A 24,785-nucleotide genomic window follows, 5' to 3' on the forward strand; every position below is an offset into this window, starting at 1 on the left:
GCAGGAGCCACAGTCTACCCGTCCGGGGGACGCATTCAGCGCGTGGCACTGAACCCCTTCTGACCCTCTGGCTCCAACCTTTTCATTACAGCGTCTTGCACCACTCCATCCACGCATGGCGTGGATCTACCGTGTCGACCAAGGTCGACACCCAGAGCGGGATGCCGTTCCGGCAGGCCGCGGGAAACTGTCGAAGGCGGGGTGGGTCCGATGGCAGGGGCGTGAGCGCCATGGATGGCGCGACCGAGCTACAGGGACGTACTTGCAGCGCCCCCTGCCACCGGCCCCACCCCGCCCTCCCACAGGAAGCCTGCTGTTGCTGTTGCTGTTGCCTCTGCGGGTGCAGGGCGCAGCCCTGCCCAACCCTCTTCAGCATCCATGTCCGAATGTGGCGAGTATCGCCGCCCGCACGGGCCTAGACTGGCGCCATGGATACCGCCCTCGCCCTCGACACCGCCGCCTGCGACCGCGCCCGCCTGGCCCGCGACGCACGCTTCGACGGCGTGTTCTTCACCGCCGTGCGCAGCACCGGCATCTACTGCCGCCCGGTGTGCCCGGCACCGCCGCCGAAGCCGCGCAACATCACCTACTTTCCGACCGCCGCGGCCGCTGCGGCCGCCGGGTACCGCCCCTGCCTGCGCTGCCGCCCGGAATTGGCACCGCAGGCCCAGCAGGCCCTGGCCGGACAGACCGTGCAGCGGGCACTGGCGCTGATCCACGGCGGCTTCCTGCAGGAGCAGCCCGTTGCCGACCTCGCGCAAAAGATCGGCCTCAGCGCGCGCCAGCTGCAGCGCCTGTTCGTTGAACACCTGGGCGCGACGCCCGGGCAGATCCACGCCACCCATCGCCTGCTGCTGGCCAAGCAGCTGCTGACCGAGACCACGCTGCCGGTGACCGACGTCGCGCTGGCTGCCGGCTACAACAGCCTGCGCCGCTTCAATACCGCGTTCCTGCAGGGCTGTGGGATGGCGCCGACCGCCCTGCGTCGCCAGCATCAACCGTTGGCTGCAGATGATGGCGGCCTGGTGCTGCGCCTGGGCTACCGTCCACCACTGGACTTCCCACGCATGCTGGCCTTCCTGCGCAAACGCAGCCTGCCCGGCATCGAACTGATCGGCGAAGACAGCTACCAGCGCGTACTGGGCACGCCGGAGCGCCCCACCCTGCTGCGCGTCACCGCCGATTCGAAGCGCCCGGAGCTTCGCCTGCAATTGGGCGCGGTGGATCCGCGCCTGATCCCCGACATCGTGCGCCGCGTGCGTCGGGTGTTTGATCTGGATGCCGACCTGCAGCAGGTCCATGCCGCGCTGGGCGAAGAACCGCTGCTCGCGCGTGGCATCGCCGAACGCCCCGGACTGCGCGTACCCGGCGGCTGGGATGGTTTCGAGGTGGGCGTACGCGCGGTGCTCGGGCAGCAGGTCAGCGTGGCCGCGGCCACCACCTTCGCGCGGCGCCTGGTCGACGCCTATGGCGCGCACCTGCCGGGCATGCCATCGGAATTCGATCGCCAGTTCCCCGCGCCCGAGGTACTGGCCGAGGCACCATTGGAATCCATCGGCCTGCCGCGCAGCCGCGCGGCCACCGTGCGCGCCCTGGCCGCCGCCTGCGCCAGCGGCCAGCTCGACTTCGGGCCCGGCCAGGCCTTGGAGGAATTCGTGGCCCGCTGCGTTGCACTGCCCGGCATCGGCCCCTGGACCGCTCAGTACATTGCCCTGCGCGGACTCGGCCAGCCCGATGCCTTCCCGGCCGGCGATCTTGTACTGCAGCAGGTGCTCGGCCACGCCCAGGGCCAGCGCCTCAGCGAACGCGCGACCGAAGCGCGCTCGCAACCATGGCGCCCTTGGCGCGCCTACGCGGTGCTGCACCTGTGGCACCTGTCCGGCACGTTCGTTGGAGAACCGACATGACCCTGTTGTTCGATCGTTTCGACAGCCCGATCGGCGTATTGACCATCGCCGGTGACGAGCGTGGTCTTGCGCACGTGCTGTTCCCGGAGAACCGCCACCCCGCGCGCGGGCGCGACGGCTGGCATCACGCGCCGGGCGCATTGCCCGAAGCGCGCGAACAACTGCTGCAGTTCCTGCACGGTGAACGCAGCCGGTTCGACCTGCAGCTGGCACCACGGGGCACGCCTTTCCAGCTGCGTGTTTGGCAGGCGCTGGCGTTGATTCCGTTCGGCCAGACCTGGAGCTATCTGCAGTTGGCGCAGCACCTGGGCCAGCCCAGCGCGACCCGCGCGGTGGGCGCGGCCAATGGCCGCAATCCATTGCCGATCATCCTGCCCTGCCACCGCGTGATCGGCAGCAACGGTGCACTGACCGGCTTCGGCGGCGGCCTGGAAACCAAGGCCGCGCTGCTGCGGCTGGAACAGCGCCAGGCACCGCTGTTCGCCTGAGAGGGCTGGCCGGGCTGCGCCCGGCACCCGCAGAGGCAACCGCAACGGCCGAAGCAACAGCAGCGTTCCGGAGCATGGCGTGGTGGGTCCGGCTGCGGGGGACGCCGTCAACCCGTCCATGGGGGCTTGGCCGCGGCTTGCTCGTGTGCGCTGTCCTGCGCACACGGCAAGACCGGGGTTGGGCGTCCTGCCCAACCCGCCCGAGGCATGCCTCGGGCCCATGCCGCGGACACCCCCGCAACCGGACCCACCCCGCCTTCGACAGGTTCCGGCGATCTGTCCGAACGTCATTCTGCGCAACTGTTGGTAGATGTCGACCTTGGTCGACACGGTAGATCCACGCCATGCGTGGATGGGGCATCAGGGACGTGTCTGGAGAAAAGCCCCCTTCTTGTTGAAGGGGGCGCGCCGACAGGCGCGGGGATAAGGAAAAATGCGCGGAGACGGCGCGCGAAAGTGCGCCGTGTCTTGGGCGCGTCATTACCTCGCACTATCATGCGCGGATGACTTCCGTACGCCTGACCTGCGCGCTGGCGCTGCTGCTGCCCTTGGCCGCCTGCACCACCGCACCCGCCCCTTCCGCCTCTGTTCCCACCACTGTTGCAACAGCGGCGCCGCCCAAGCTGCTGCTGATCTCCATCGACGGCCTGCGTGCCGACGCGCTGGATCGCGGCCTGACGCCGAACCTGCAGCGACTGATCGACGGCGGCGTGCGCGCACGCTGGATGACCCCGTCCTATCCGTCGCTGACCTTCCCGAATCACTACACCCTCGTTACCGGCCTGCGCCCGGACCACCACGGCATCGTCAACAACAGCATGGACGATGAAGCACTGGGCCGGTTCGAGCTGAGCAATCGCGAAGCGGTTACCACCAGTGGCTGGTGGGGCGGCGAACCGATCTGGGTCGGCGCCGAGAATGCTGGCGTGCGTTCGGCCACCACGTCATGGCCGGGCAGTGAATCGGAGATCCGTGGCGTACGCCCCAGCCAGTGGCGCATCTACGACGGCAAGGAACCGCTGGAACAGCGCGCTGGCATCGTGCTCGATTGGCTGTCACAGACCGACGCCGATGCCCCCCGCCTGACCACGCTGTACATGGAACACGTGGACAAGGCAGGTCACAACTACGGCCCCGAGTCGAAGCAGTACGCCGACGCCATCGTGCGCGCCGACCAGATCGTCGGCCAGGTGCTCGATGGGCTGCAGCAGCGCGGCCTGGCCTCGGCCACCAACGTGATCGTGGTCTCTGACCATGGCATGGCCAGCGTGCCGGTCGGCCAGGTGATCGCCACCGAATCGATGGTCGACCCTGCGATTGCGCGCAATGTCAGCCAGGGCCAGTCGGTCGGCTTCGCACCGGTGGTCGGCCATGAAGCTGCCGCCGAACGCGCCCTGCTCGGCCGCCACGCGCACTACGAATGCTGGAAGAAAGAAAAACTGCCGGCGCGCCTGCACTACGGCAACCATCCGCGCATTCCCGCCATTGTCTGCATGATGGATGAAGGCTGGGATGCCCTGCATCAGGAAAAGATGGCCAAGCGCGAACAGCAGGACCGCGGCTCGCACGGCTACGACAACGCGCTGCCGTCCATGCGTGCGGTGTTCGTCGCCGGCGGCCCGTCGTTCCGCCAGGGCCTGGTGATTGACGGGTTCGACAACGTGGACGTCTACCCGCTGCTGGCCCACCTGTTGCAGGTGCCGGCCGCGCCGAACGACGGCAACCCGGAAACGCTGAAGCAGACGCTGCGCTGATCCGGTTGTAGCGCGGAGCCCACGCTCGGCTGCATTGCGCCAGCCGAGCATGGGCTCGGCTCTACAAAAACGTGCATAAAAAAACGCGGCGCCAGGCGCCGCGTTTTCTTTGGACCGGTCGGTCGGCCGGATCAGGCCTTGGCGACGGTCTTCTTCGCTACGGCCTTCTTCGCCGGAGCCTTGGCCACGGTCTTCTTGGCGACCGGGGCGGCGGCGCCTACGGCGACCTTGCTCGCGGTGTGCGAACGGGCGTTGCCGTAGCTGGCGTTGTAGCGCTTGCCCTTGGCGGTCTTGCGGTCACCCTTACCCATGTCTTCAACTCCTCAAGTGTGAAATCTGGTTACCCCGTACTGACACGGGTTCGGCGGGGCCGCCTTGCTGGGCGCCCCCGCGCACGATCGAAAATCCTATCACGGAGCGCCTAGTGCGCGCAGCTGGCGTCGTGTACGTGGCCGTGGTTCAGGCGCAGGTTGACCAGATGGGCAACGCCCACCAGCAGGCCGCCGATGGTCATCACCACCGCATGCGGCACGGCGTTGTGATGCAGCGGCTCGTACAGCACGCCGGCCCACAGCGCGACCAGGCCGGGGATCAGGAAGCCCAGCGCACGCAGCGCGCCATGGCGGCGGTAACCCCAGACCAGGCTGAACAGCCCAAGCAGGGTCACGAACAGCACCAGCGCCTGTTCAACGCCGTCGCTCAGCCAGAACGACAGGCCCAGCGAGGGCGCTGCCGCCAGCAGCACCGGGATGACTGCGCAATGCACCGCGCACAGCATCGAACCGGTGGCACCGAAACGGTCGAGCAGGTGGCGCAGGCGTGAGGACAAGGACATGACTTCCAGCAGGGTCGGCGAATCATTATGGAATAATATAACATCCCCTCCTGACCCGCACGCTTTCCCTCTCCCCGTCCCTCGACGGGATTCGTGCGCCCAGCGATTGATACAGTGTAACAAAGGACCCATCCATGCCCACCCACACCGCACGGCTCAAGCCGCATTCCCTGGCTCTGGCCCTCGCCGCCCTGCTGCCGTCCGGCGCCTTTGCAGCCGGTCAGGACACCGCCCATCGTGACCGCCACCTGACCGAGCTGTCCTCGGTGCAGGTCACCGCGTCGCCGCTGCAGGGCGATGCCGAATCCCTTGCACGCCCGGTGGAGGTGCTGGCCGGTGAACGCCTGGACGAGCAGAAGGCCGGCACCCTCGGCGATACCGTGGCCAAGCTGCCCGGCGTACAGAGCACCTTCTTCGGGCCCGGCGTCGGCCGCCCGATCATCCGCGGCCAGGAAGGCCCGCGCGTGGCCGTGCTGTCCAACGGCATGGGCAACATGGATGCCTCCACCGTCAGTGCGGACCATGCCACCAGCATCGAGCCGTTCCTGGCCGACCAGATCGAAGTGCTGAAGGGGCCGGCCACGCTGTTGTTCGGCAGCGGTGCCATCGGTGGCGCGGTCAACGTGGTCGATGGCCGCATCGCGCGCGAGCTGCCCGAGCGCCCGCTCAGCGGCCGCGCCGAGCTGCGTGGCAATTCGGTGAACAACGAGCGCAGCGGCATGTTCCGCCTCGATGGCGTCAGCGGCAATGTCGTGCTGCACGTGGATGGCCTGGTCCGCAATGGCGACGACTACCGCATTCCCGGCTATGCGGTGATCGACAGCCTGGAAGACCACCACGACGACCACGACCATGATCACGCGGGCGAGGAAGGCGAAGAGCCGCGTCGCGGCCGCCTCGACAACAGCTCCATCCGTACCCGCGCCGGCGGCGTCGGCGCAACCTGGCTGGGCGACGGCGGCTATTTCGGCGTATCGGCCAGCACCTACCGTACCAACTACGGCATTCCCAATGGCGCGCACGTGCACGCCGATGGTGATGATCATGGCCATGACCACGGTCACGACCATGGCGATGAAGAAGAAGGCGGCGACGAGCACGACGTGCGCATCGACATGGTGCAGAACCGCTTCGAGACCAAGGCCGGCATCTACGACCCGGTCTCGTTCCTGAAGAACATCAACGCACGCGTGGCCTACACCGACTACGAACACGTGGAGCTGGAAGCCGGCACGCCGTCGACCCGCTTCACCAACCGTGGCATCGAAGCGCGTCTGGAAGCCGTACAGCAGCAGATCGGTGGCTGGGACGGCGCCTTCGGCCTGCAGTTCGGCAACAGTGATTTCGGCGCCAAGGGCGAAGAGGCGTTCGTGCCGGATACCGGCACGAAGAACATCGGCCTGTTCGTGCTGCAGGAAAAGCAGTTCGGCCCGTTCAAGCTGGAACTGGGCGGCCGCCACGACCAGGTCAAGCTGGACCCGAGCGGTGACTATCGCCGCCGCACGTTCGGCGCCACCAACCTGTCGGCCGCTGGCATCTGGAAGCTCAACGATGCGGTTGACCTGCGCATCGGCGTGGACAGCTCCGAGCGTGCACCGACCAACGAAGAGCTGTATGCCGCCGGCGCGCACATTGCCACCCGCTCGCTGGAAATCGGCGATGCCAACCTGAAGACCGAGCGCGGCCAGCGCGTGGAACTGGGTATCCACACCCACAGCGAACGCCTGGACTTCTCCGCCTCGGTCTACCAGACGAAGTTCAAGGACTTCATCTACCTGGCCGACACCGGCGTTACCGAGGGGCTGCCGGTGCGCGCCTGGACCCAGCAGGACGCGGTGTTCCGCGGCGCCGAGGCCGAAGCGCTGGTGCACCTGTTCGAGGGCGGCGCCGGTGACTGGGACCTGCGCCTGTTCGGCGACTACGTGAAGGCCAAGCTGGATGGCAGCGGCAGCCGCAACCTTGACATCGCCGTGCCGCACGGCGACCACAACCACAATTACAGCGTGGAACTGGCCAACACCGGCTACCTGCCGCGCATCGCCCCGGCCCGCGTCGGCGCCGACCTGCGCTGGTCGAAGGACGGCTGGCGCGCCTCGGTCGGTGCGGTGCGCTACAGCCGCCAGAAGGACGTCGCGCAGAACGAAGCACCGAGCGATGGCTACACCCTGGTCGATGCGCACCTGGCCTACCGCTGGGACCGCAACGCCAGCAACAGCTACGAAGTCTTCCTGGATGGCAGCAACCTGACCAACCGGGAAGTGCGCCCGCATACCTCGCTGCTGCGCGACTACTCGCCGCTGCCGGGCCGCGGGGTCGCATTCGGCATCCGCGCGTTCTTCTGATCGGATGCAGGGGGGCGGATCCCTTTCCGCGGGAAAGGGCTCTGCCCCCACTCGCCCTTCCACGCATGGCGGGGCCGCACCACGAATACCATTCTCTCTCCCGGGGGGCCGTCTGGCCCCCCGTTCCTTTATGCGTGAGCGAGGTCGCGGCGCCCTCGCTCACACACCCGTCACAAAGATGTGCGTACCACAACAAGCGGACAATCCCGTCACCCAATGTCTCGCCAATCGGACATTTTTGTCCGAAAATAATTCCATGACTGCCCAACGTGCCGATGCCGCTGCCCGCCGTGCCCTCATCCTCGACGCCGCCGATCATGTGTTCGGCCAACACGGTGTCACTGCCCCACTGGACCTGGTGGTCGAACGCGCCCAGGTGGGCCGCGCCACCCTGTACCGCAACTTCCCCGACCGCACCGCGCTGATCCAGGCGCTGCTGCAACGCACGGTTGATCGCATCCGGCGCCAGGTCGAACAGCTCGGTGACCGCGACGACGCCCTGTTCGAGGTGTTCGAGGGCATGGCCCAGCGCATCATCGATTCGCCCGCACTGGCCGATTACTGGCGCGCGGTCGATTCGGACGTGCCGGCCATGCGCGCGGCGCGCGAGACCGTGCGCGACCTGCTGGAGGAGCCGATCGCCCGCGCCAAGGCCGCCGGACTGTGCCGTGCCGATCTGGAGAAGACGGATATTTCACTGATCTCGGGCATGCTGGGTGCGGCCCTGCGCGGCAAGACCCGCGACGAGCGCGCCCACCTCGCCGGGCGCGCCCTGCAGCTGCTGCGCGGGGGTCTCCAGGGAGCAACCAGCGAGGCGCGCTGATGGTCCAGCCGTATCTGAAGCCGGTTCCGGATTGGGAGGAGCATGAGAAGCCGACCATGCCCGGCTCGGCGTCGATGCCCTGGCACCCGCCGTACCGGCGCGCGGCCTATGCGCTGGTATCGCTGCTGGTGGCGATCACCGGCGGCCTCGGCAATGCGCTGGTCACCGCCAACCTGCCGTTCCTGCAGGGCCAGCTGGCGCTGACCCCGACCCAGGGCAGCTGGCTGGTGGCGGCCTATGCCATGGTCAACGTCACCGCCAACCTGCTGGCCTTCAAGTTCCGCCAGCAGTATGGCATCCGCCTGTTCGCCGAAATCGGGCTGGGGCTGTATGCGGCGCTGGCGGTGCTGCACCTGTTCGTCGGCAGCTTCGAGACCACGATGCTGACCCGTGCCGCCAGCGGCTTCGCCGGCGCGGCCTGTTCGACACTGGGCACGCTGTACATGCTGCAGGCGCTGCCGCGCCGCTTTACCGGCAACCTGCTGGTGGTCGGCGTCGGCCTTTCGCAGCTCGCGGTGCCGATCGCCTGGATCGTTTCCCCAGGCTTGGTGGATACCGGCCAGTGGCACCAGCTGTATTCGTTCGAGGCCGGCCTTGCGTTGTGCGCATTCGCCGCCGTGGTGGTGTTGAAGCTGCCGCCCGGCATCCAGGTGAAGGCCTTCGAGCCGCTGGATTTCCTTACCTTCGCGTTGCTGGCGCCGGCGGTTGCGCTGCTGGTGATCGTATTGGCGCAGGGCTACACCCGTTGGTGGCTCAACACGCCGTGGCTGGGCTGGGCCCTGGTCGCCTCGATCGTGCTGTCCACCACCGCCTTGATCATCGAGCACTACCGGCGCAATCCACTGCTGCAGATCCGCTGGCTGTCGACGCTGCCGGTGCTGCATTTCATCGTCGGCGCCTTCCTGATCCGCTTCCTGACCACCGAGCAGTCCTATGGCGTGGTCAACCTGATGCGCACGCTCGGCATGGGGCCTGACCAGATGCGGCCGCTGTTCGTGGTGATCCTGGCCGGGGTGATCGTGGGCATCGCCGGTGCCTCGCTGACCTTCGGCCCGAAGCGGCTGATCGCCCAGCTGCTGATGGCGATCCTGCTGCTGGGCGCTGCCGCCTTCTTCGACCAGCACCGCACCAGCATGGATCGGCCGCACGATTTCTACGCCAGCCAGTTCCTGGCCTCGGTCGGCGCCGGCATGTTCATGGGCCCGTTGATCATGCTCGGCATTTCCGCTGCGTTGAAACAGGGCGTGGACCACATGATCACCTTCCTGGTGACGCTGTCGATCACGCAGACACTGGGCGCCCTGGCCGGCTCGGCAGTGCTGGGCACCTTCCAGCTGCATCGCGAGCAACTGTACTCCAGCGCGCTGACCAGCCAGCTCGACCCCGCCGATCCGGTGGTGGCACAACGCCTGCGCATCCAGCAACAGCTGTACAGCGCACAGATCACCGACCCGGTGCTGCGCAGCGCGCAGGGCAGCGCGCAGCTGGCGCAGACCACGCGCCGCGAAGCCAATGTGCGCGGCTTCAATGATGTGTTCACCCTGAGCGGTTGGCTGGCGATCGGTTTCCTGTGCTGGTTGCTGCTGCTGTCGCTGCGCACCGCCTTGCTCAAGCAATGGCGCAAGCGCCACCCCACTTCACCCGTTGCGGCCACCCCGGCCGCGCACCGCTGAGTCCTCCGCCATGCCCCCCGTTCCGCCCCGATCCGACGACGCCGACAATGTGACGCCACCGCCGCCGACCGACGCGGCACCTGCGCCCACGCCCGTTGAACCGGCAGTCGCGCCGAAGTATCTCAAGCCCAGCGCGCGCAGCGTGGTGGTGATGGTGGTGGTGGCCCTGCTGGGCATTGCGCTGATCCTGCGCGCCTGGCACCTGTGGCCGTTCACCAGCAGCGTGATGGTGACAGACAACGCCTATGTGCGCGGCCAGATCACCGTGATGGCGCCACAGGTCAACGGCTATGTGACCGAAGTGCTGGTGAAGGATTTCCAGCATGTGAGGCAGGGCGAGCCGCTGCTGCGCATCGATGACCGCATCTATGCCCAACGCGTCGCCCAGGCGCAGGCGACGCTCGACAGTGCGCGCGCGGCGCTGGCCAACTCCGACCAGTCGCAGGCGCAGAACCGTGCGCAGATCGCCTCGGCGCGCGCCACGCTCTCGGCCGGCCAGGCCGAACTGCAGCGCTCGCGCAACGAGCTGAAGCGCTACGAGGAACTGGCCGCGCAGCAGTTGGTGTCGATCAATGACCGCGACAAGTTCCGCACCAGCCAAGCCTCGGCGCAGGCCAGCGTGCAGCAGTCGCAGGCGCAGATCCGCATCGCCGAGGAAACACTGGTGTCGACCCAGGTCGCGCGCAAGAGCCTGGAGGCCCAGGTGGAAAGCGCACAGGCGCAGCTGGAACTGGCCCGCATCGACCTGGCCAACACGGTGATCCACGCACCGCGCGACGGCCAGATCAGTGAAGCCAGCGTGCGCGTGGGCCAGTATGTCGCCGCCGGTTCGCAGCTGCTGTTCCTGGTACCTGACACACTGTGGGTGGTGGCCAACTACAAGGAAGGCCAGACCTGGGGCATGGCGATCGGCCAGCCGGCCACGTTCTCGGTGGACGCTTTCCAGGGCCAAGTGCTGAGGGGCCGCGTGCAGGAGATCGCGCCCGCCACCGGATCGGAGTTCAGCGTGTTGCGCCCGGACAATGCCAGCGGCAACTTCACCAAGGTGGTGCAGCGGCTGCCGGTGCGGATATCGATCGATGACGGCCAGAAGCTGGCCGCGCAGCTGCGGCCCGGCATGTCGGTGATCGTGCGGGTGGATACGGCAGGCAAACCGAAGGACTAGCCCTTGTCATGAAACGGGGTCAGATCCCTTTTGCCAATGGCAAAGGGATCTGACCCCACTCAGGATCCCGGCCAGCGGCCGGCACTACCATTGCGTTACCCCGCGCAGCGCGCGCAGAGACCGTGCACTTCCAGTGTCTGTGCCTGCGGCTGGAAGCCCAGTTCCTTGGCCCGCTTCTCCAGCTGGCTGACGATCTCGCGGTCTTCCAGCTCCACTGCGCTGTGGCAGCTGTTGCAGATCAGGAATGGCACCGAATGCGCAGCGCTGCTTGGATGATGGCAGGCCACGAAGGCATTCACCGACTCCAGCTTGTGCACAAAGCCATTGGCCATCAGGAAGTCCAGCGCGCGGTACACGGTGGGCGGAGCATCAGCGCCCACGCCCTTGCCGTTGCGCACCCATTCCAGCAGCTCGTAGGCCTTGACCGGCTTGCCGGCCTCGGCGATCAGCTTCAGCACATTGGCGCGGATCGGGGTCAGTCGCAGCCCGCGTTCGCGCGAGACACGCTCGACCACCGCCACGAAATCCGATGCGTCGTGGACGTGGTGGTGCGGGGCGGTACAGGCAGTGGCGGTCTTGGCGGGCATGCGTGTTCTCCGGTTCGGGCCTGGCAAGGATGCCTCAGGCCGTTGCTACCTTGGTGATGGCCACATCAATGCGTTTCAAGGCCTGCTCGCGGCCGGCCAGGTACACGGTATGGGAAATGTCAGGGCTGACCTGGGTGCCGGTGATGGCCACGCGCAGCGGCTGGGCGACCTTGCCCATGCCGATTTCCAGCGCTGCGGCCGCGTCATGCAGGGCCACCCCCACCGACTCGGCGGTCCATTCCGGCAGCGCGGCCAGCAGCTCGCGGGCCTTGCCCAGCGCCACCTCGGCTCCGGCCTTGAAGTGCTTGGCCACCGCCGCGTCATCGTATTCGGTCAGCGGCTGGTACCAGACCACGGCCTTCTCGGCCATTTCCTTCAGGGTCTGCACGCGTTCACGCAGGGCGATCACCACATCCTCCGGAGCCGGGCCGGCGGCCACGTCCAGCCCCAGCTTCTGCAGCTGGTAGACCAGGTGCGGCACGATCACGGCCACCTCCTCGGTCTTCAGGAAGTGCTGGTTGACCCAGCCCAGCTTGGCCATGTCCAGGCGCGAGGCCTTGGAATTGCAGTCCTTCACGTCGAACAGGTCGATCAGTTCCTGGCGGCTGAACAGCTCCTGGTCACCATGCGACCAGCCCAGGCGGGCCAGGTAGCTCAGCAGCGCATCGGGCAGGTAGCCGGCGTCCTTGTACTGCATCACGTCAGCCGCACCGGTGCGCTTGGACAGCTTGGCGCCCTGCTCGTCCAGGATCATCGGCATGTGGCCGAACCTGGGCACCGGCGCGCCGATGCCTTCATACAGGTTGATCTGGCGCGGGGTGTTGTTGATGTGGTCGTCGCCGCGGATGACCTCGGTGATGCCCATGTCCCAGTCGTCCACCACCACCGCGAAGTTGTAGGTGGGGTAGCCGTCCGGGCGGAAGATGACCATGTCATCCAGCTCGCTGTTGGCGATCTCGATGCGGCCCTTGATCAGGTCATCGAACACCACCGTGCCTTCCAGCGGGTTCTTGAAGCGGATGACGCGGTTCGGGTCGTCCCGGTAGGGCAGGCCCAGATCGCGCGCAGCGCCGTTGTAGCGCGGCTTTTCCTGCCTGGCCATGGCGGCCTCGCGCATGGCATCCAGCTCCTCGCGGGTCTCGTAGGCGTAGTACGCCTTGCCCTCGGCGATCAGCTGCTCGGCCACTTCCTGGTAACGGGCGACGCGGTCGGTCTGGTAGATCGGGCCTTCGTCGTAGTCCAGGCCCAGCCACTCCATCGCCTCCAGGATGGCGTCGATTGCGCCCTGGGTGCTGCGTTCGCGGTCGGTGTCCTCGATGCGCAGCACGAACTCACCGCCGCGGTGACGGGCCTCCAGCCAGCAGTACAGCGCGGTGCGGGCACCACCGATGTGCAGGTAGCCAGTGGGACTGGGGGCGAAGCGGGTGCGGCAGGTCATGGACGGCTCGAGGAACGGGAATCCCCCGATTTTACCAGCCCACCGCCCCCGACGGAAAAAGGGGACGGAGGGGATCAAGTCGCGATTGCCCAGCCCGGGGGGCTGCAACCGGGCAGTGGAGGGGAGATACGACTTGATCCCCTCCGTCCCTTTTTACGGTTCTGCCTTTCGCGGGAAGGACGGCTCGCGCATTGCGGCGTTGTAGGCGAACGAAGCGACGATGGCCGCGGCCTGCTTCAGGTCTTCCGGTTCGGCGTGGTCCCAGGTGTCCAGGTGGCTGTGGTGGACGTTGGTGAAGTAGTCCAGCCGGTCCTGGATGAACTGGAAGCCCGGCAGGCCGATGCGATCGAAGCTGATGTGGTCGGTACTGCCGGTGTTGCGGGTGGCCACGGTGGTGGCGCCCACGTCATGGAACGGCGCCAGCCAGGCTTCGAAGATCGGCATCGCCGCCAGGTTTTCCTGCGCGTAGATGCCACGGAAGCGGCCCGAGCCGTTGTCCATGTTGAAGTAGACCTGGAACTTGCTGTAATCGCGGGTCTTCTGCAGTGCACCGGTCGGCTCGCGCAGCGACGCCGGCAGCGCTTTCTGGGCCGGGTCGGTCGGCTCCGGGAACTTGCCGAAGTGCTTGGCCACGTAGGCCTGCGAGCCGATCAGGCCCTGCTCCTCGCCGCTCCACAGCGCCACGCGGATGGTGCGCCTGGGCTTGGCGCCGGTGGCCTTGAGGATGCGCATCGCCTCCATCATCACCGCCACGCCGGCGGCGTTGTCGGCCGCACCGGTGCCGCTGTGCCACGAATCCAGGTGCGCACCGATCATCACCACTTCATCGGGCTTGCTGCTGCCGCGGATCTCGGCCAGCGTGTTGTAGCCGGGCTGGTCGGCCTCGTCGGTGAAGCGCGCCGCTACATCCACGCGCAGGCGCACCGTCTGCTTGGCCTGAAGCGCGCGCACCAGCGGATTGAAGTGTTCGCTGATCATCGCCAGTTCGGGGATGCCCACCGGCTCACCGGCCTTGCGCGAACCGCCGCCGGCAACGCGGATGATGCCGTTGTCCCAGCTGCTGATGCTGATCGAGGCCAGCGCGCCCTCTTCGACGAAGAACGCATTGACCTTGGCCGCCAGCTGCTGGCGCTCCTGGTACTCCTTGACCCGCTTGGCGCGCTCGGCGGTGGCGTCCTTGTCCTTGGACAGGGTGAACTCCTGCAGGCCCTCCAGCGAGGTGGCGTCGTGGCGGTGCGAATCGGGCTCGGTGCCCCGCTTGTATTCGCGTGCCTCGCCCAGCAGGAGGATCTTGCCGCGCAGCTTGCCGCGGTACTTCTCGATGTCTTCGGGCTTCTTGATGTCAACCTGCACCAGTTCGCCTTCGACCGGGCCCTTCGTACCGGGGGTCCAGGCCTTGGGCAGCGCATGCAGCGGCTGCACGCGGTCACCCAGCATTTCCACGCTGGCAGAGGTGAATTCCCAGCCACGGCCGAAGTCATCGAAGGCTTCGTCGTGGACATTGTCCAGCTTCCATTCGTTGAACTTGCCGCGGGTCCACGCATTGGCGCGGCCCATCGCCGGCGAATTGCTCAGGCGCGGGCCGATGCGCTCGGTGAGATAGCTGAAGGTGTCCATCACCTGCGAACGGTGGAACGCCTCCTGGCGGATGCGGCTGACCATGTCCAGGTCCACCGTCTCGCGCTGCTGCGCCCCTGCATTGCCACCCAGCACCAGCGCTGCGGCCAGCACGCCCCACTTCAACACATCGCACCCCTGCCCTTCGGCTCGATCGTCAACCCATCGAGTCTAGCCAGCCGGGGCGCGGCGATACCGTCCCATCGGTCATGGACGGCGCGGAAGCATGCGAACCAAGGTTCGCACCCACAGGAGAGTGTTGGTTCGTACCCGCAAAGCCGAATCACCCGCTCCATCCCAACCACAACTGCGCCCGCTCCGGCAGCAACAGCAACCAGTGCCGCCGGTCGATGCTGCTGCAGCCGTACACCGCCGCGTGTGCCGGCCAGTCATCCGGAAGACCGCCGATGCCGATCTCGGCCAATGCCTCCGCGCCGGCCTTCCAGGGCCGATAGCGCGGCACCCGGCCGGCCACCGCGCCGCGTCCCTGCCGCGCACCCTGCAGCCAACGCAATCCCTGCCCCTGCAATCCTTCGCGGGTCACCGCCGCCAGCTGGAAGCGGACCAGGCCGGGGGCGATCCGCGCCCCCGGCAGGGCCGCCAGCACGCCATGTGCCTGCAGCAGTGCATCCACTTCCAGCAGGGCCGGAATGCCCTGCTGTGCCCGTTGCCGCAATCCCTGGCGCCAGCCCATGGCGTGCTCCTTACTTCAGGTCCGCGCCGAGCGCGTACCAGTCGACCCGGCGGGTCACCCACATCGCCAGCGCCAGGATCACGAACAGCAGCAGCGACCCCATCAGCAGTGCGTTGTTCTCCGACACCAGCAGGCCATACAGCGCGCCGTACAGCACGGTCAGCAGGGCCGCGAAGCCGAGGCCGCGCTTCCAATGGCCCAGCACGTTGGCCAGGTACACCGCCTGCAGGCCGATACAGGCCACCGCCGAAACCAGGTAGGCCTTCCAGAACGCGATGTGTTCGGACAGGCTGATCAGCAGCAGGAAGAAGATCGCCAGCGCCAGGCCGACCATCAGGTACTGCAGCGGGTGGATGCGCAGCGACTTGATCAGCTCGAACAGGATGAAGCCGACGAAGGTCAGCAGTACGAACAGCACGCCGTACTTGGACGCACGGTCGGCCTGGGTGTAGGTATCGACCGGATCGACCAGCGACACCGTCACTGCCTGCGAGTCGACCGAACCTTCATTGCGCAGCTGCCGCTGTGCGTCGGAGGCCAGCGAGGACACCGCCCAGCGCGCGTCGAATCCCTGGGCATCAACGCGCCGCTCGTTGGGCAGGAACGCACCGCTGAACGACGGATGCGGCCAGCTCGAACGCAGCGCGATGTGGGTGTCATCGCCTACCGGCACCACCGACAGCATGCGGCTGCCATCCAGGCGCAGCTCCAGTTCAACGGTGCTGGCCGCCAGCGTGCCGCCCTGATCCGCAGCGAAACCGGCCACCGGCGCATGCAGGCCACGGCCGACTTCGCTGGCCACGCCGACGCCCGGCAGCAGGCGCAGCTGCTTGCCATCCACGCGCAGGTTCGGTGTACCGACCAGGCCGCGCACATCGGAAATTCCCACCGCCACATACGGCTGGCCATACGTGCGCCCTGCCTTCACCGGATAATCGTCAGCGGCGAAGCTCGCCTTCATCTGGCCGTTCCAGCTGTACACCGGCACCTTGAACAGGCCGACTTCGCGCTGGCTCGGCAGCATCTCACCGCCCACCTCCAGCGACGCCGGCATCTGCAGCCAGTGCCCCTCGGTGACCTGCACCTCGGTCTTCTTGACGCCCAGCGGGTCAACCAGTTCAACCTGCTTGCGTTCCACCCACGGCACCACCCGCACCGGGCCCACCAGCTGCTGCGTGCCCGCACGGCTGTCGGCCACCCGCGCAAAGGCCTCGTCGCGGTACTGGCTGCGTTCGGTGATCACCCCGCGGATCATCATCAGCGGCACCAGCAACAACAGGATCAGCCCGCCGACAATGGCGAACCGCAGCAGCATCTTCAGGGATTTCATGGTCCATCCTCGTTGGAGAGGGCTGCAGGATGCACCGCTGCGGTGAGCAGGGTTTGTGGCGAATTTGAAGCGAGTGTGAAGTCAGCGGCGCGGGCGCTGGCCCGCAGCACCCAACGGCAGCCACAGGCTTGCCACCGTGCCACCGCCATCGCGGGCGTCGAGGCTGGCGCGTCCGTCATGCAGGCGAGCCACTTCCTGCACGAACGGCAGGCCCAGGCCGGAACTGCGCCGGCCGCTGCCGGGGCGTGCCAGCGAATAGAAGCGTTCGAACACCCGTTCGCGCGCGTAGTCGGGAATGCCGGCACCGCGATCCGCTACCTGCAGGCGCACGCCCGGCCCGTCCACCTCGGCCTGCAGCGCGATGTCCGCGCCGGGCGGTGAGAAGGCAATGGCGTTGTCGATCAGGTTGTGCAACGCCTGCCGCAGCAGATAGGCATCACCCTGCACGCGCATGTCGGGCACGCTGCCGATGCGCACCTGCACGCCTGCCGCCTGCGCGCGCACCTGCGCGGCCGCCGCTGCGTCGGCCAGCAAGGTTGGCAGCGCGATCGGATCGCGGGTCTGCAGCCAGCCGTGCTGTTCCACTTCGGCCAGCGCCAGCAGCTTGTCGATCGTTTCGGTCAGCCGCTCCTGTTGATCGACGATGCTGCGCGCGAAATGCACGCGGTCGGCCTCCGGCAGCGGCTCCTGCAGCAGCTCGGCGGCACCGCGGATCGCCGCCAACGGACTCTTCATTTCATGCGTCAGCGACTGCACGTACTGCTCGACGTAGGCCTTGCCCTCCAGCTTGCGGCGCATCGTTTCCAGTGCCTGGCCCAGGTCGCCGATCTCGTCGCGGCGACGCCGCGGCGGTGGCACCGGTTCGCCGGCGCTGACCGCCCGTGCATAGCGGCTGAGCTGGCCAAGGCCCGTGGTGAGCCACATCGTCACCAGCACGCCAACCAGCGCCGACAATCCGATCAGCCAGGCGCCGCGCTCGATGATGGCGCGCTGGCTGGCCGCAATGAACGGATCGATGCTGCGGTTGGGCTGGGCCAGGCTGAGCACGCCGATCAGGGTGCGGCCATCGGCCGGGTCGTATACCGGCGCCGCCACATGCATCACCGTATCGCCTTCTTCGCCTGGCACTTCCGGGCTGGAGCGGGCGCCGTACTCGCCACGCAGGGTGCGGTAGACATCGTTCCAGCGCGAATTGTCACGCCCCAGGTCGCGGCCCAGCGAGTCGTAGATGACGATGCCCTTGGCATCGGTGATGGTCACCCGGTAGTCCAGTGAGCGCTTGGGAAAGCGCCAGACCATCGCCTTCAGGTCACGCTGCCGCGCCTTGGCCAGGTTGCGGGTGAAGCTGCCGCTACGGATGGTGCCGTCCTTGACATCGGCCGCCGCCATCTCGGCCAGCACGTTGGCGGCATCGACCAGGGTCGATTCCATCGCCTGGCGCACACCCGGCTTCACTTCGTTGACGAACACGCGCATCACGAAGAACGCGGCGATGCCGGTGATCAGGAAGAAGCCGAGGAACAGCTTCAGGACCAGGCGCATCGGCTAGACCTCCAGCGCGTAGCCGAGGCCACGGTGGGTGCGGATCGGATCGTCGCTGGCACCGGCTGCGCGCAGCTTGGCGCGCAACGTCTTTACATGGGTGTCGACGGTGCGGTCGGCACTGTCGGCGCTGCTGTCCCAGCCGCGATCCATCAACTGGGCGCGACTGAGAATGGCGCCCGGCCGCTGCAGCAGCGCTTCCAGCAACGCGTACTCGTAGCGGGTCAGGTCCAGCGCGTGGCCGCGGAAGCGGATGCGCCGGCCTTCGCGGTCGATGGCGAAGGCACCATGTTCCTGCCAGCCCGCATCGGCGCCGGGGGCTGCCGCGACCGGTGCGGCGCGACGCAGGCGCGCACGCACCCGCGCCACCAGCTCACGCGGCGAGAACGGCTTGGTCATGTAATCGTCGGCGCCCAGTTCCAGGCCCAGCACGCGGTCCACTTCATCGTTGCGGGCGGTCAGGAAGATCACCGGCAGCTGGGCCGCCGGCCCGGGCTGCGCGCGCAGCCGCCGGCACACCTCGAAGCCGCCCAGGTCGGGCAGGCCCACGTCCAGCACCACCACGTCGATATCCCCGGCCTGCAGGCGCTTCAGGGCCTCGCCACCGAGCAGGCAGTGGCTGGCGGCATAGCCCTCGCTGCGCAGCGCATAAAGCACGGTTTCGGCGATGGCGGCTTCGTCTTCGACGACCAGGACATGGGCAACAGGAGCTGTCATGGCGCGCAGCATAGCCGCTGCGGCCGCCGCCCCGTACACTGCCGCCCATGAACTATCGCCACGCCTTCCATGCCGGCAACCACGCCGATGTGCTCAAGCACATCGTGCAGCTGGCCCTGATCGACAGCTTCAAGCGCAAGGACAGCCCGTTCTTCGTGCTCGATACCCACGGCGGTGCCGGCCGTTACCTGCTGGCCAGCGAAGAGAGCCGCAAGACCCTCGAGGCCGAGTCCGGGATCATGCGGCTGATGGCCCAGCCCAGGCTGCCGGAGGTGGTCGAGCGCTACCTGAAGGCGGTGCAGGCCGACAATCCCGTGGGCGCACTGACCAACTACCCGGGCTCGCCGCTGCTGAGCGCACAGGCCATGCGTGCGCAGGACCGCATGGCGGTCTGCGAGCTGCAGGAAGCCGAAGCGGCCACGTTGAAGGCCCTGTTTGCCCATGACAGCCGCGTCGACGTGCGCCCCGGCGATGGTTACGCCCTGCTGCGCTCGCTGCTGCCGCCCAGGTTCAACGGCAGCAAGATCGGCCGAGGCCTGGTGCTGATCGACCCCCCGTACGAGGCCCAAGACGCCGAATACCAGAACATCCTGGCCGCCCTGACCGAGACCCTGGCACGCTGGCCGCAGGCCACCTGTGCGGTCTGGTTCCCGATCAAGCAGCGCCGCACCATCCTGCACTTCCTGCGCAAGGCCACCGCCCTGCCGGTGAAATCGGCGATGACGATCGAGTTCCTGGTGCGCCCGGACGACTCGCCGCTGCGCCTCAACGGCAGCGGCATGCTGCTGCTCAACCCGCCGTGGCAGTTCGACCGCGTGGTCGGTCCGGCCCTGCCGGCGCTGCGCCAGCACCTGGGCGAACCCGGGGCCAGCACCCGCCTGGACTGGCTCAAAGCCCCCGAATAACGGCCTTCACGAGGCTGTACCGCCGTGAGCCTTTCGTTCACGGAACGCAGCCCCGGTGATGCCACAATCGATGGACCACCAAGGAATCACCCGGTATGGCCACTCGCAACCGCATGCCGCCCTGGCATGAGATCTTCAAGGCTCCCAGCGGCCACGAGCTGCTGATCCGCCCCATCCGCCCGGAAGATGGCGCACCGCTGCAAGCGGCATTCAGCCTGTTCGGGCCGGAAGAAATCCGTGATCGTTTCCTGCAGGCGGTGACCGAGCTGTCGCCGGAAACCACCCAGCGCCTGACCCACCCCAACCCCAAGACCGAGATCACCCTGGTCGCAGCCGAGTCCCTGCCCGCTGGCGAAGCGGTGGTCGGCGCGGTCGCCCGGGCCTCGATCATCCCCGGCACCCGTGAAGCCGAGTACGCGATCCTGATCAGCCGCTTCCTGATCGGGCAAGGCCTGGGACGGCAGCTGATGCGCAAGCTGGTGAAGTGGGGCCGTGGCAAGTACCTGGACCGCCTGTACGGCGACGTTGCCGCCGAGAACGAACCGATGAAGCAGCTGGCCGCGTCGCTGGGCTTCAAGCCGGTGCCGCACCCGACCGGCGCCGAAGGCCTGGTCCGGATGGTGCTGGAGCTGGACAACTGACGGATGCGCCGGGCCCTGCCCGGCCACGTCTCCCGGTAGTGCCAGCCGCTGGCCGGCATTCCGCTCCGCCAACGGCACATGAGGCTGCCGGCAACCGGCCGGCACGACGCACAGGAGCCGGATCGGGCTTCTGCTAAAATCCGGGGTCCATGTCGCGTACCTCATACCCCGCCCCGCCGCTGCCGCGCGCCGGCCAGCTCCGCGCCTGGTGGCGCGCCCCCGCCTCGCCCACCGCACTGGCCTGGTACCTGGCCCAGGCAGCGCGCGTGCACGACGCTCCGCTGCTGGTGATCGCCCGTGACAACCACGGCGCCAACCAGCTCGAAGCCGACCTGCAGACCCTGCTCGGTGGTGACCCGGCCCTGCCGGTGGTCGCCTTCCCGGACTGGGAAACCCTGCCCTACGACCGCTTCAGCCCGCATCCGGACATCATCTCGCAGCGCCTGGCTGCCCTGCACCGCCTGCCCACGCTGAAGCGTGGCCTGGTGATCGTGCCGGTGCAGACCCTGCTGCAGCAGCTGGCCCCGCGCAGCTACGTCATTGGTGGCAGCTTCGACCTGAAGGTCGGCCAGCGCCTGGATCTGGAAGCCGAGAAGCGCCGCCTGGAAAGCGCCGGCTACCGCAACGTGCCGCAGGTGATGGACCCGGGTGACTTCGCCGTGCGCGGTGGCCTGCTCGACGTGTTCCCGATGGGCGCCGGCGAGCCGCTGCGGGTGGAACTGCTGGACGAGGACATCGATTCGATCCGTGCCTTCGATCCGGAAAGCCAGCGTTCGCTGGACAAGGTCGAGGCCGTGCACATGCTGCCGGGCCGCGAAGTGCCCATGGACGAGGCCAGCATCGCCCGCGTGCTGGCCACGCTGCGCGAGCGCTTCGATGTCGATACCCGGCGCAGCGCGCTGTACCAGGATCTGAAATCCGGGCTGGCGCCGGCCGGCGTCGAGTACTACCTGCCGCTGTTCTTCGAGCGCACCGCAACCCTGTTCGACTACCTGCCCAGCGGCAGCCTGCCAGTGGTCTGTGCCGGTGCCGGCGAAGCCGCCGAGGCGTTCTGGGCGCAGACCGGCGAGCGTTATGAGCAGCGCCGCCACGATGTGGAACGGCCGCTGCTGCCGCCGTCGGCGCTGTACCTGTCGCCGGAGCTGCTGCGCGAGCGCCTGAATGACGCCCCGCGCATCGAGGTATGGGCCGCCGACCACGCACGCATCGCAGACGCGCACGCGCTGGGCGACCAGCCGCTGCCCCCGCTGCCGGTGGCCGCACGCGAAGCCCCCGCCGGCGATGCGCTGAAATCCTTCCTCGGCCATTATCCGGGCCGGGTACTGATCGCCGCCGATTCGCCCGGCCGCCGCGAGGCACTGCTGGAAGTGCTGCAGGCCGCCGAGCTGAAGCCGCCGGTGGTGGCCGACCTGCCCAGTTTCCTCGCTAGCGATGCGCGCTTCGCGATCGCGGTGGCGCCGCTGGAAGATGGCTTCGCGCTGGACGATCCGCGCATCGCGGTGCTGACCGAGCGCCAGCTGTTCCCCGAGCGCGCCGGCAGCACCCGCCGCACGCGCCGTGCCGGCCGCGAGCCGGAGGCGATCATCCGCGACCTCGGCGAGCTGACCGAGGGTGCGCCGATCGTGCACGAGGATCATGGCGTCGGCCGCTACCGTGGCCTGATCGCGATGGACGTCGGCGGCATGCCCGGCGAGTTCCTCGAGATCGAATATGCGAAGGGCGACCGCCTGTATGTACCGGTCGCCCAGCTGCACCTGATCAGCCGCTACTCCGGCGCTTCGGCGGAAACCGCACCGCTGCATTCGCTCGGTGGCGAGCAATGGAGCAAGGCCAAGCGCAAGGCCGCCGAGAAGGTGCGCGATGTGGCCGCCGAACTGCTGGAGATCCAGGCCCGCCGCCAGGCGCGTGCCGGCCTGGCACTGCAGGTCGACCGCGCGATGTACGAGCCGTTCGCCGCCGGATTCCCGTTCGAGGAAACCCCCGACCAGCTGGCCGCGATCGATGCCACCCTGCGCGACCTGGCCAGCAGCCAGCCGATGGACCGCGTGGTCTGCGGCGACGTCGGCTTCGGCAAGACCGAGGTGGCGGTGCGCGCTGCATTTGCTGCGGCCAGTGCCGGCAAGCAGGTGGCGGTGCTGGTGCCGACCACGCTGCTGGCCGAGCAGCATTACCGCAACTTCCGCGACCGTTTCGCCGATTACCCGCTGAAGGTCGAAGTGCTGTCGCGCTTCAAGACCAGCAAGGAAATCAAGGCCGAACTGGAGAAGGTGGCCGCTGGCACCATCGACGTCATCGTCGGCACCCATCGCCTGCTGCAGCCGGACGTGAAGTTCAAGGACCTGGGCATGGTCATCGTCGACGAGGAGCAGCGATTCGGCGTGCGCCAGAAGGAAGCGCTGAAGGCGCTGCGCGCCAATGTGCACCTGCTGACCCTGACCGCCACGCCGATCCCGCGCACCTTGAACATGGCCATGGCCGGCCTGCGTGACCTGTCGATCATCGCCACGCCACCGCCAAACCGGCTGGCGGTGCAGACCTTCATCACCCAGTGGGACAACGCGCTGCTGCGCGAAGCCTTCCAGCGCGAACTGGCGCGCGGTGGCCAGCTGTACTTCCTGCACAACGACGTGGAGAGCATCGGCCGCATGCAGCGCGAGCTGTCCGAGCTGGTGCCGGAGGCACGCATCGGCATCGCCCACGGGCAGATGCCCGAGCGCGAACTGGAAAAGGTGATGCTGGATTTCCAGAAGCAGCGCTTCAACGTGCTGCTGTCGACCACGATCATCGAATCGGGCATCGACATCCCCAACGCCAACACCATCATCATCAACCGTGCCGACCGTTTCGGCCTGGCCCAGCTGCACCAGCTGCGTGGCCGCGTCGGCCGTTCGCACCACCGTGCCTACGCCTACCTGATCACCCCCGACCGCCGCGCGATCACTCCCGACGCCGAGAAGCGCCTGGAAGCGATCGCCTCGATGGACGAGCTGGGCGCCGGCTTCACCCTGGCCACCCACGATCTGGAAATCCGCGGCGCCGGTGAACTGCTTGGCGAGGACCAGAGCGGGCAGATGGCCGAGGTCGGCTTCAGCCTGTATACCGAGCTGCTGGAACGCGCGGTACGCAGCATCAAGCAGGGCAAGCTGCCTGACCTGGATGCCGGTGAGGAAGTGCGCGGCGCCGAGGTCGAGCTGCATGTGCCGGCGCTGATCCCGGAAGACTACCTGCCGGACGTGCACACCCGCCTGACCCTGTACAAGCGTATTTCCAGCGCGCGCGACAGCGATGCGCTGCGCGAACTGCAGGTGGAGATGATCGACCGCTTCGGCCTGCTGCCGGATGCAGCCAAGCACCTGTTCGCCATCGCCGAGCTGAAGCTGAAAGCCAATACGCTGGGCATCCGCAAGCTCGACCTGGGCGAGAACGGCGGCCGCATCGTGTTCGAGTCCAAGCCGAACATCGATCCGATGGCGGTGATCCAGCTGATCCAGAAACAACCGAACCTCTATGCCATGGAAGGGCCGGACAAGCTGCGCATCAAGCACCCGCTGCCGTTGCCGGAAGACCGCTTCAATGCGGCCCGCGCCCTTCTGACCACCCTCGCCCCGGGTTGATCGCCCCCCGAACACCCCGCACCGGTCCCCACCCGGTGCGGGCGGATGACCATGTTCCCTGACGCCGTACCTGACGCCGTACCCGCCCCCGACCTGCTGCACGCGCAGGCCTGCCTGATCGATGCCCTCTCGATGTCGCTGCAGATGCGCGACGCCTACACCCGCCACCACTGCGACCGCGTTGGCCTGCTCGCGCAGCGCCTGGCCACGCACTGCGATCTTGATGACGAGGCCCGTGCGCAGATCGGCCTGGCCGCGCGCTTCCATGACATCGGCAAGATCGGCATACCCGATGACGTGCTGCTGGCACCCCGCCGGCATACCGACGAGGAGCGCGCGATCATGCGCGAGCATCCGGTACGCGGCGAACACATCTTCCTGGCCACCGGCCGCAGCGACGCCTTGCCGGTGGCGCGGCTGATCCGCGCCCATCACGAGGCCTTCGATGGCAGCGGCTACCCCGATGGGCTGCGCGGCGAATCCATCCCGCTGGGCGCGCGCATCGTCACCATCGCCGATGCCTACGATGCGATGACCAGCGTGCGCCCGTATCGCGACGCGATGGAGCATGAGGCCGCATTGCGGATCATCGACGAGCAGGCCGGCGGGCTGGTGGATCCGTACGTGCTGCAACGCTTCCATCGCATGCTGGAGCGGGAACCGGCGCTGGCCTGAGATCGGCCGGGCAAACGAAAGGCCCGGCGTTCGCCGGG

General features: G+C 67.7%; 20 protein-coding genes. 11 read left to right on the plus strand and 9 right to left on the minus strand.

What is annotated here, in order from left to right:
* Window positions 1-428: 428 nt before the first annotated feature.
* The 3 genes from AC2A1N_RS12075 to AC2A1N_RS12085 all read left to right on the plus strand — a co-directional run bounded on the left by AC2A1N_RS12075 (window position 429) and on the right by AC2A1N_RS12085 (window position 4,149).
* The gene (locus tag AC2A1N_RS12075; RefSeq protein WP_242890113.1) at window positions 429-1,907 is read left to right on the plus strand and encodes a DNA-3-methyladenine glycosylase 2; all 1,479 of its coding nucleotides are present in this window, start codon (window positions 429-431) and stop codon (window positions 1,905-1,907) included.
* Entirely contained in the window at window positions 1,904-2,395 is a 492-nt protein-coding gene (locus AC2A1N_RS12080; RefSeq protein ID WP_061479516.1) for a methylated-DNA--[protein]-cysteine S-methyltransferase, read from the plus strand. Before AC2A1N_RS12075 ends, AC2A1N_RS12080 begins: the two co-directional genes overlap by 4 nt.
* Before the next feature lie 503 nt (window positions 2,396-2,898).
* Complete coding sequence (locus tag AC2A1N_RS12085) at window positions 2,899-4,149, plus strand: alkaline phosphatase family protein (RefSeq protein ID WP_242890111.1); 1,251 nt, start codon at window positions 2,899-2,901, stop codon at window positions 4,147-4,149.
* Window positions 4,150-4,280: 131 nt separating this feature from the next.
* Here the strand turns inward: AC2A1N_RS12085 and AC2A1N_RS12090 are convergent, their stop codons facing one another.
* Both AC2A1N_RS12090 and AC2A1N_RS12095 read right to left on the minus strand, forming a co-directional pair.
* Window positions 4,281-4,460, minus strand: coding sequence for a 30S ribosomal protein THX (locus AC2A1N_RS12090; RefSeq protein WP_010483110.1), 180 nt, complete (start codon window positions 4,458-4,460; stop codon window positions 4,281-4,283).
* A gap of 110 nt (window positions 4,461-4,570) precedes the next feature.
* Complete coding sequence (locus AC2A1N_RS12095; protein ID WP_005415804.1) at window positions 4,571-4,984, minus strand: MerC domain-containing protein; 414 nt, start codon at window positions 4,982-4,984, stop codon at window positions 4,571-4,573.
* 134 nt (window positions 4,985-5,118) lie between these two features.
* On the opposite strand from AC2A1N_RS12095, the gene AC2A1N_RS12100 reads away from it, so the two are divergent.
* The 4 genes from AC2A1N_RS12100 to AC2A1N_RS12115 all read left to right on the plus strand — a co-directional run bounded on the left by AC2A1N_RS12100 (window position 5,119) and on the right by AC2A1N_RS12115 (window position 10,987).
* Window positions 5,119-7,326, plus strand: a complete 2,208-nt coding sequence (locus AC2A1N_RS12100) for a TonB-dependent receptor (RefSeq protein ID WP_154350444.1) — start codon at window positions 5,119-5,121, stop codon at window positions 7,324-7,326.
* Window positions 7,327-7,582: 256 nt separating this feature from the next.
* Window positions 7,583-8,149, plus strand: coding sequence for a TetR/AcrR family transcriptional regulator (locus AC2A1N_RS12105; protein ID WP_005415802.1), 567 nt, complete (start codon window positions 7,583-7,585; stop codon window positions 8,147-8,149).
* A complete protein-coding gene (locus AC2A1N_RS12110; protein ID WP_242890109.1) occupies window positions 8,149-9,822 on the plus strand; it encodes an MFS transporter in 1,674 nt (557 codons plus the stop codon). Before AC2A1N_RS12105 ends, AC2A1N_RS12110 begins: the two co-directional genes overlap by 1 nt.
* Before the next feature lie 10 nt (window positions 9,823-9,832).
* On the plus strand, window positions 9,833-10,987 hold the full coding sequence (locus tag AC2A1N_RS12115) for an HlyD family secretion protein (RefSeq protein ID WP_242890107.1): 1,155 nt from the start codon (window positions 9,833-9,835) through the stop codon (window positions 10,985-10,987).
* 95 nt (window positions 10,988-11,082) lie between these two features.
* Here AC2A1N_RS12115 and AC2A1N_RS12120 read toward each other — a convergent pair whose 3' ends face one another.
* From AC2A1N_RS12120 to creB, 7 genes are all read right to left on the minus strand, one after another.
* The gene (locus AC2A1N_RS12120; protein WP_005415799.1) at window positions 11,083-11,574 is read right to left on the minus strand and encodes a Fur family transcriptional regulator; all 492 of its coding nucleotides are present in this window, start codon (window positions 11,572-11,574) and stop codon (window positions 11,083-11,085) included.
* A gap of 34 nt (window positions 11,575-11,608) precedes the next feature.
* Complete coding sequence (gene gltX / locus AC2A1N_RS12125; protein WP_242890105.1) at window positions 11,609-13,012, minus strand: glutamate--tRNA ligase; 1,404 nt, start codon at window positions 13,010-13,012, stop codon at window positions 11,609-11,611.
* A gap of 153 nt (window positions 13,013-13,165) precedes the next feature.
* Window positions 13,166-14,758, minus strand: coding sequence for a M20/M25/M40 family metallo-hydrolase (locus AC2A1N_RS12130; protein ID WP_061479522.1), 1,593 nt, complete (start codon window positions 14,756-14,758; stop codon window positions 13,166-13,168).
* Between the two features lie 154 nt (window positions 14,759-14,912).
* Window positions 14,913-15,323 (minus strand): hypothetical protein, encoded by a 411-nt coding sequence (locus tag AC2A1N_RS12135; protein WP_242890096.1) that lies wholly within the window; start codon window positions 15,321-15,323, stop codon window positions 14,913-14,915.
* 10 nt (window positions 15,324-15,333) lie between these two features.
* Window positions 15,334-16,653, minus strand: coding sequence for a cell envelope integrity protein CreD (creD, locus tag AC2A1N_RS12140; RefSeq protein WP_049413546.1), 1,320 nt, complete (start codon window positions 16,651-16,653; stop codon window positions 15,334-15,336).
* Window positions 16,654-16,734: 81 nt separating this feature from the next.
* A complete protein-coding gene (gene creC, locus AC2A1N_RS12145; protein WP_005415794.1) occupies window positions 16,735-18,195 on the minus strand; it encodes a two-component system sensor histidine kinase CreC in 1,461 nt (486 codons plus the stop codon).
* Between the two features lie 3 nt (window positions 18,196-18,198).
* The gene (gene creB, locus AC2A1N_RS12150; protein WP_072166850.1) at window positions 18,199-18,924 is read right to left on the minus strand and encodes a two-component system response regulator CreB; all 726 of its coding nucleotides are present in this window, start codon (window positions 18,922-18,924) and stop codon (window positions 18,199-18,201) included.
* A gap of 35 nt (window positions 18,925-18,959) precedes the next feature.
* On the opposite strand from creB, the gene AC2A1N_RS12155 reads away from it, so the two are divergent.
* From AC2A1N_RS12155 to AC2A1N_RS12170, 4 genes are all read left to right on the plus strand, one after another.
* On the plus strand, window positions 18,960-19,817 hold the full coding sequence (locus AC2A1N_RS12155) for a 23S rRNA (adenine(2030)-N(6))-methyltransferase RlmJ (protein WP_061479523.1): 858 nt from the start codon (window positions 18,960-18,962) through the stop codon (window positions 19,815-19,817).
* A gap of 95 nt (window positions 19,818-19,912) precedes the next feature.
* Window positions 19,913-20,458: a GNAT family N-acetyltransferase gene (locus AC2A1N_RS12160; RefSeq protein ID WP_004150340.1), complete on the plus strand. Its 546-nt coding sequence runs from the start codon at window positions 19,913-19,915 to the stop codon at window positions 20,456-20,458.
* Window positions 20,459-20,607: 149 nt separating this feature from the next.
* Window positions 20,608-24,072: a transcription-repair coupling factor gene (gene mfd / locus AC2A1N_RS12165; protein ID WP_061479524.1), complete on the plus strand. Its 3,465-nt coding sequence runs from the start codon at window positions 20,608-20,610 to the stop codon at window positions 24,070-24,072.
* Window positions 24,073-24,117: 45 nt separating this feature from the next.
* Window positions 24,118-24,747, plus strand: coding sequence for an HD-GYP domain-containing protein (locus AC2A1N_RS12170; protein ID WP_154350440.1), 630 nt, complete (start codon window positions 24,118-24,120; stop codon window positions 24,745-24,747).
* Window positions 24,748-24,785 lie beyond the last annotated feature (38 nt).

This window comes from Stenotrophomonas maltophilia group sp. SKK55, assembly GCF_057179845.1.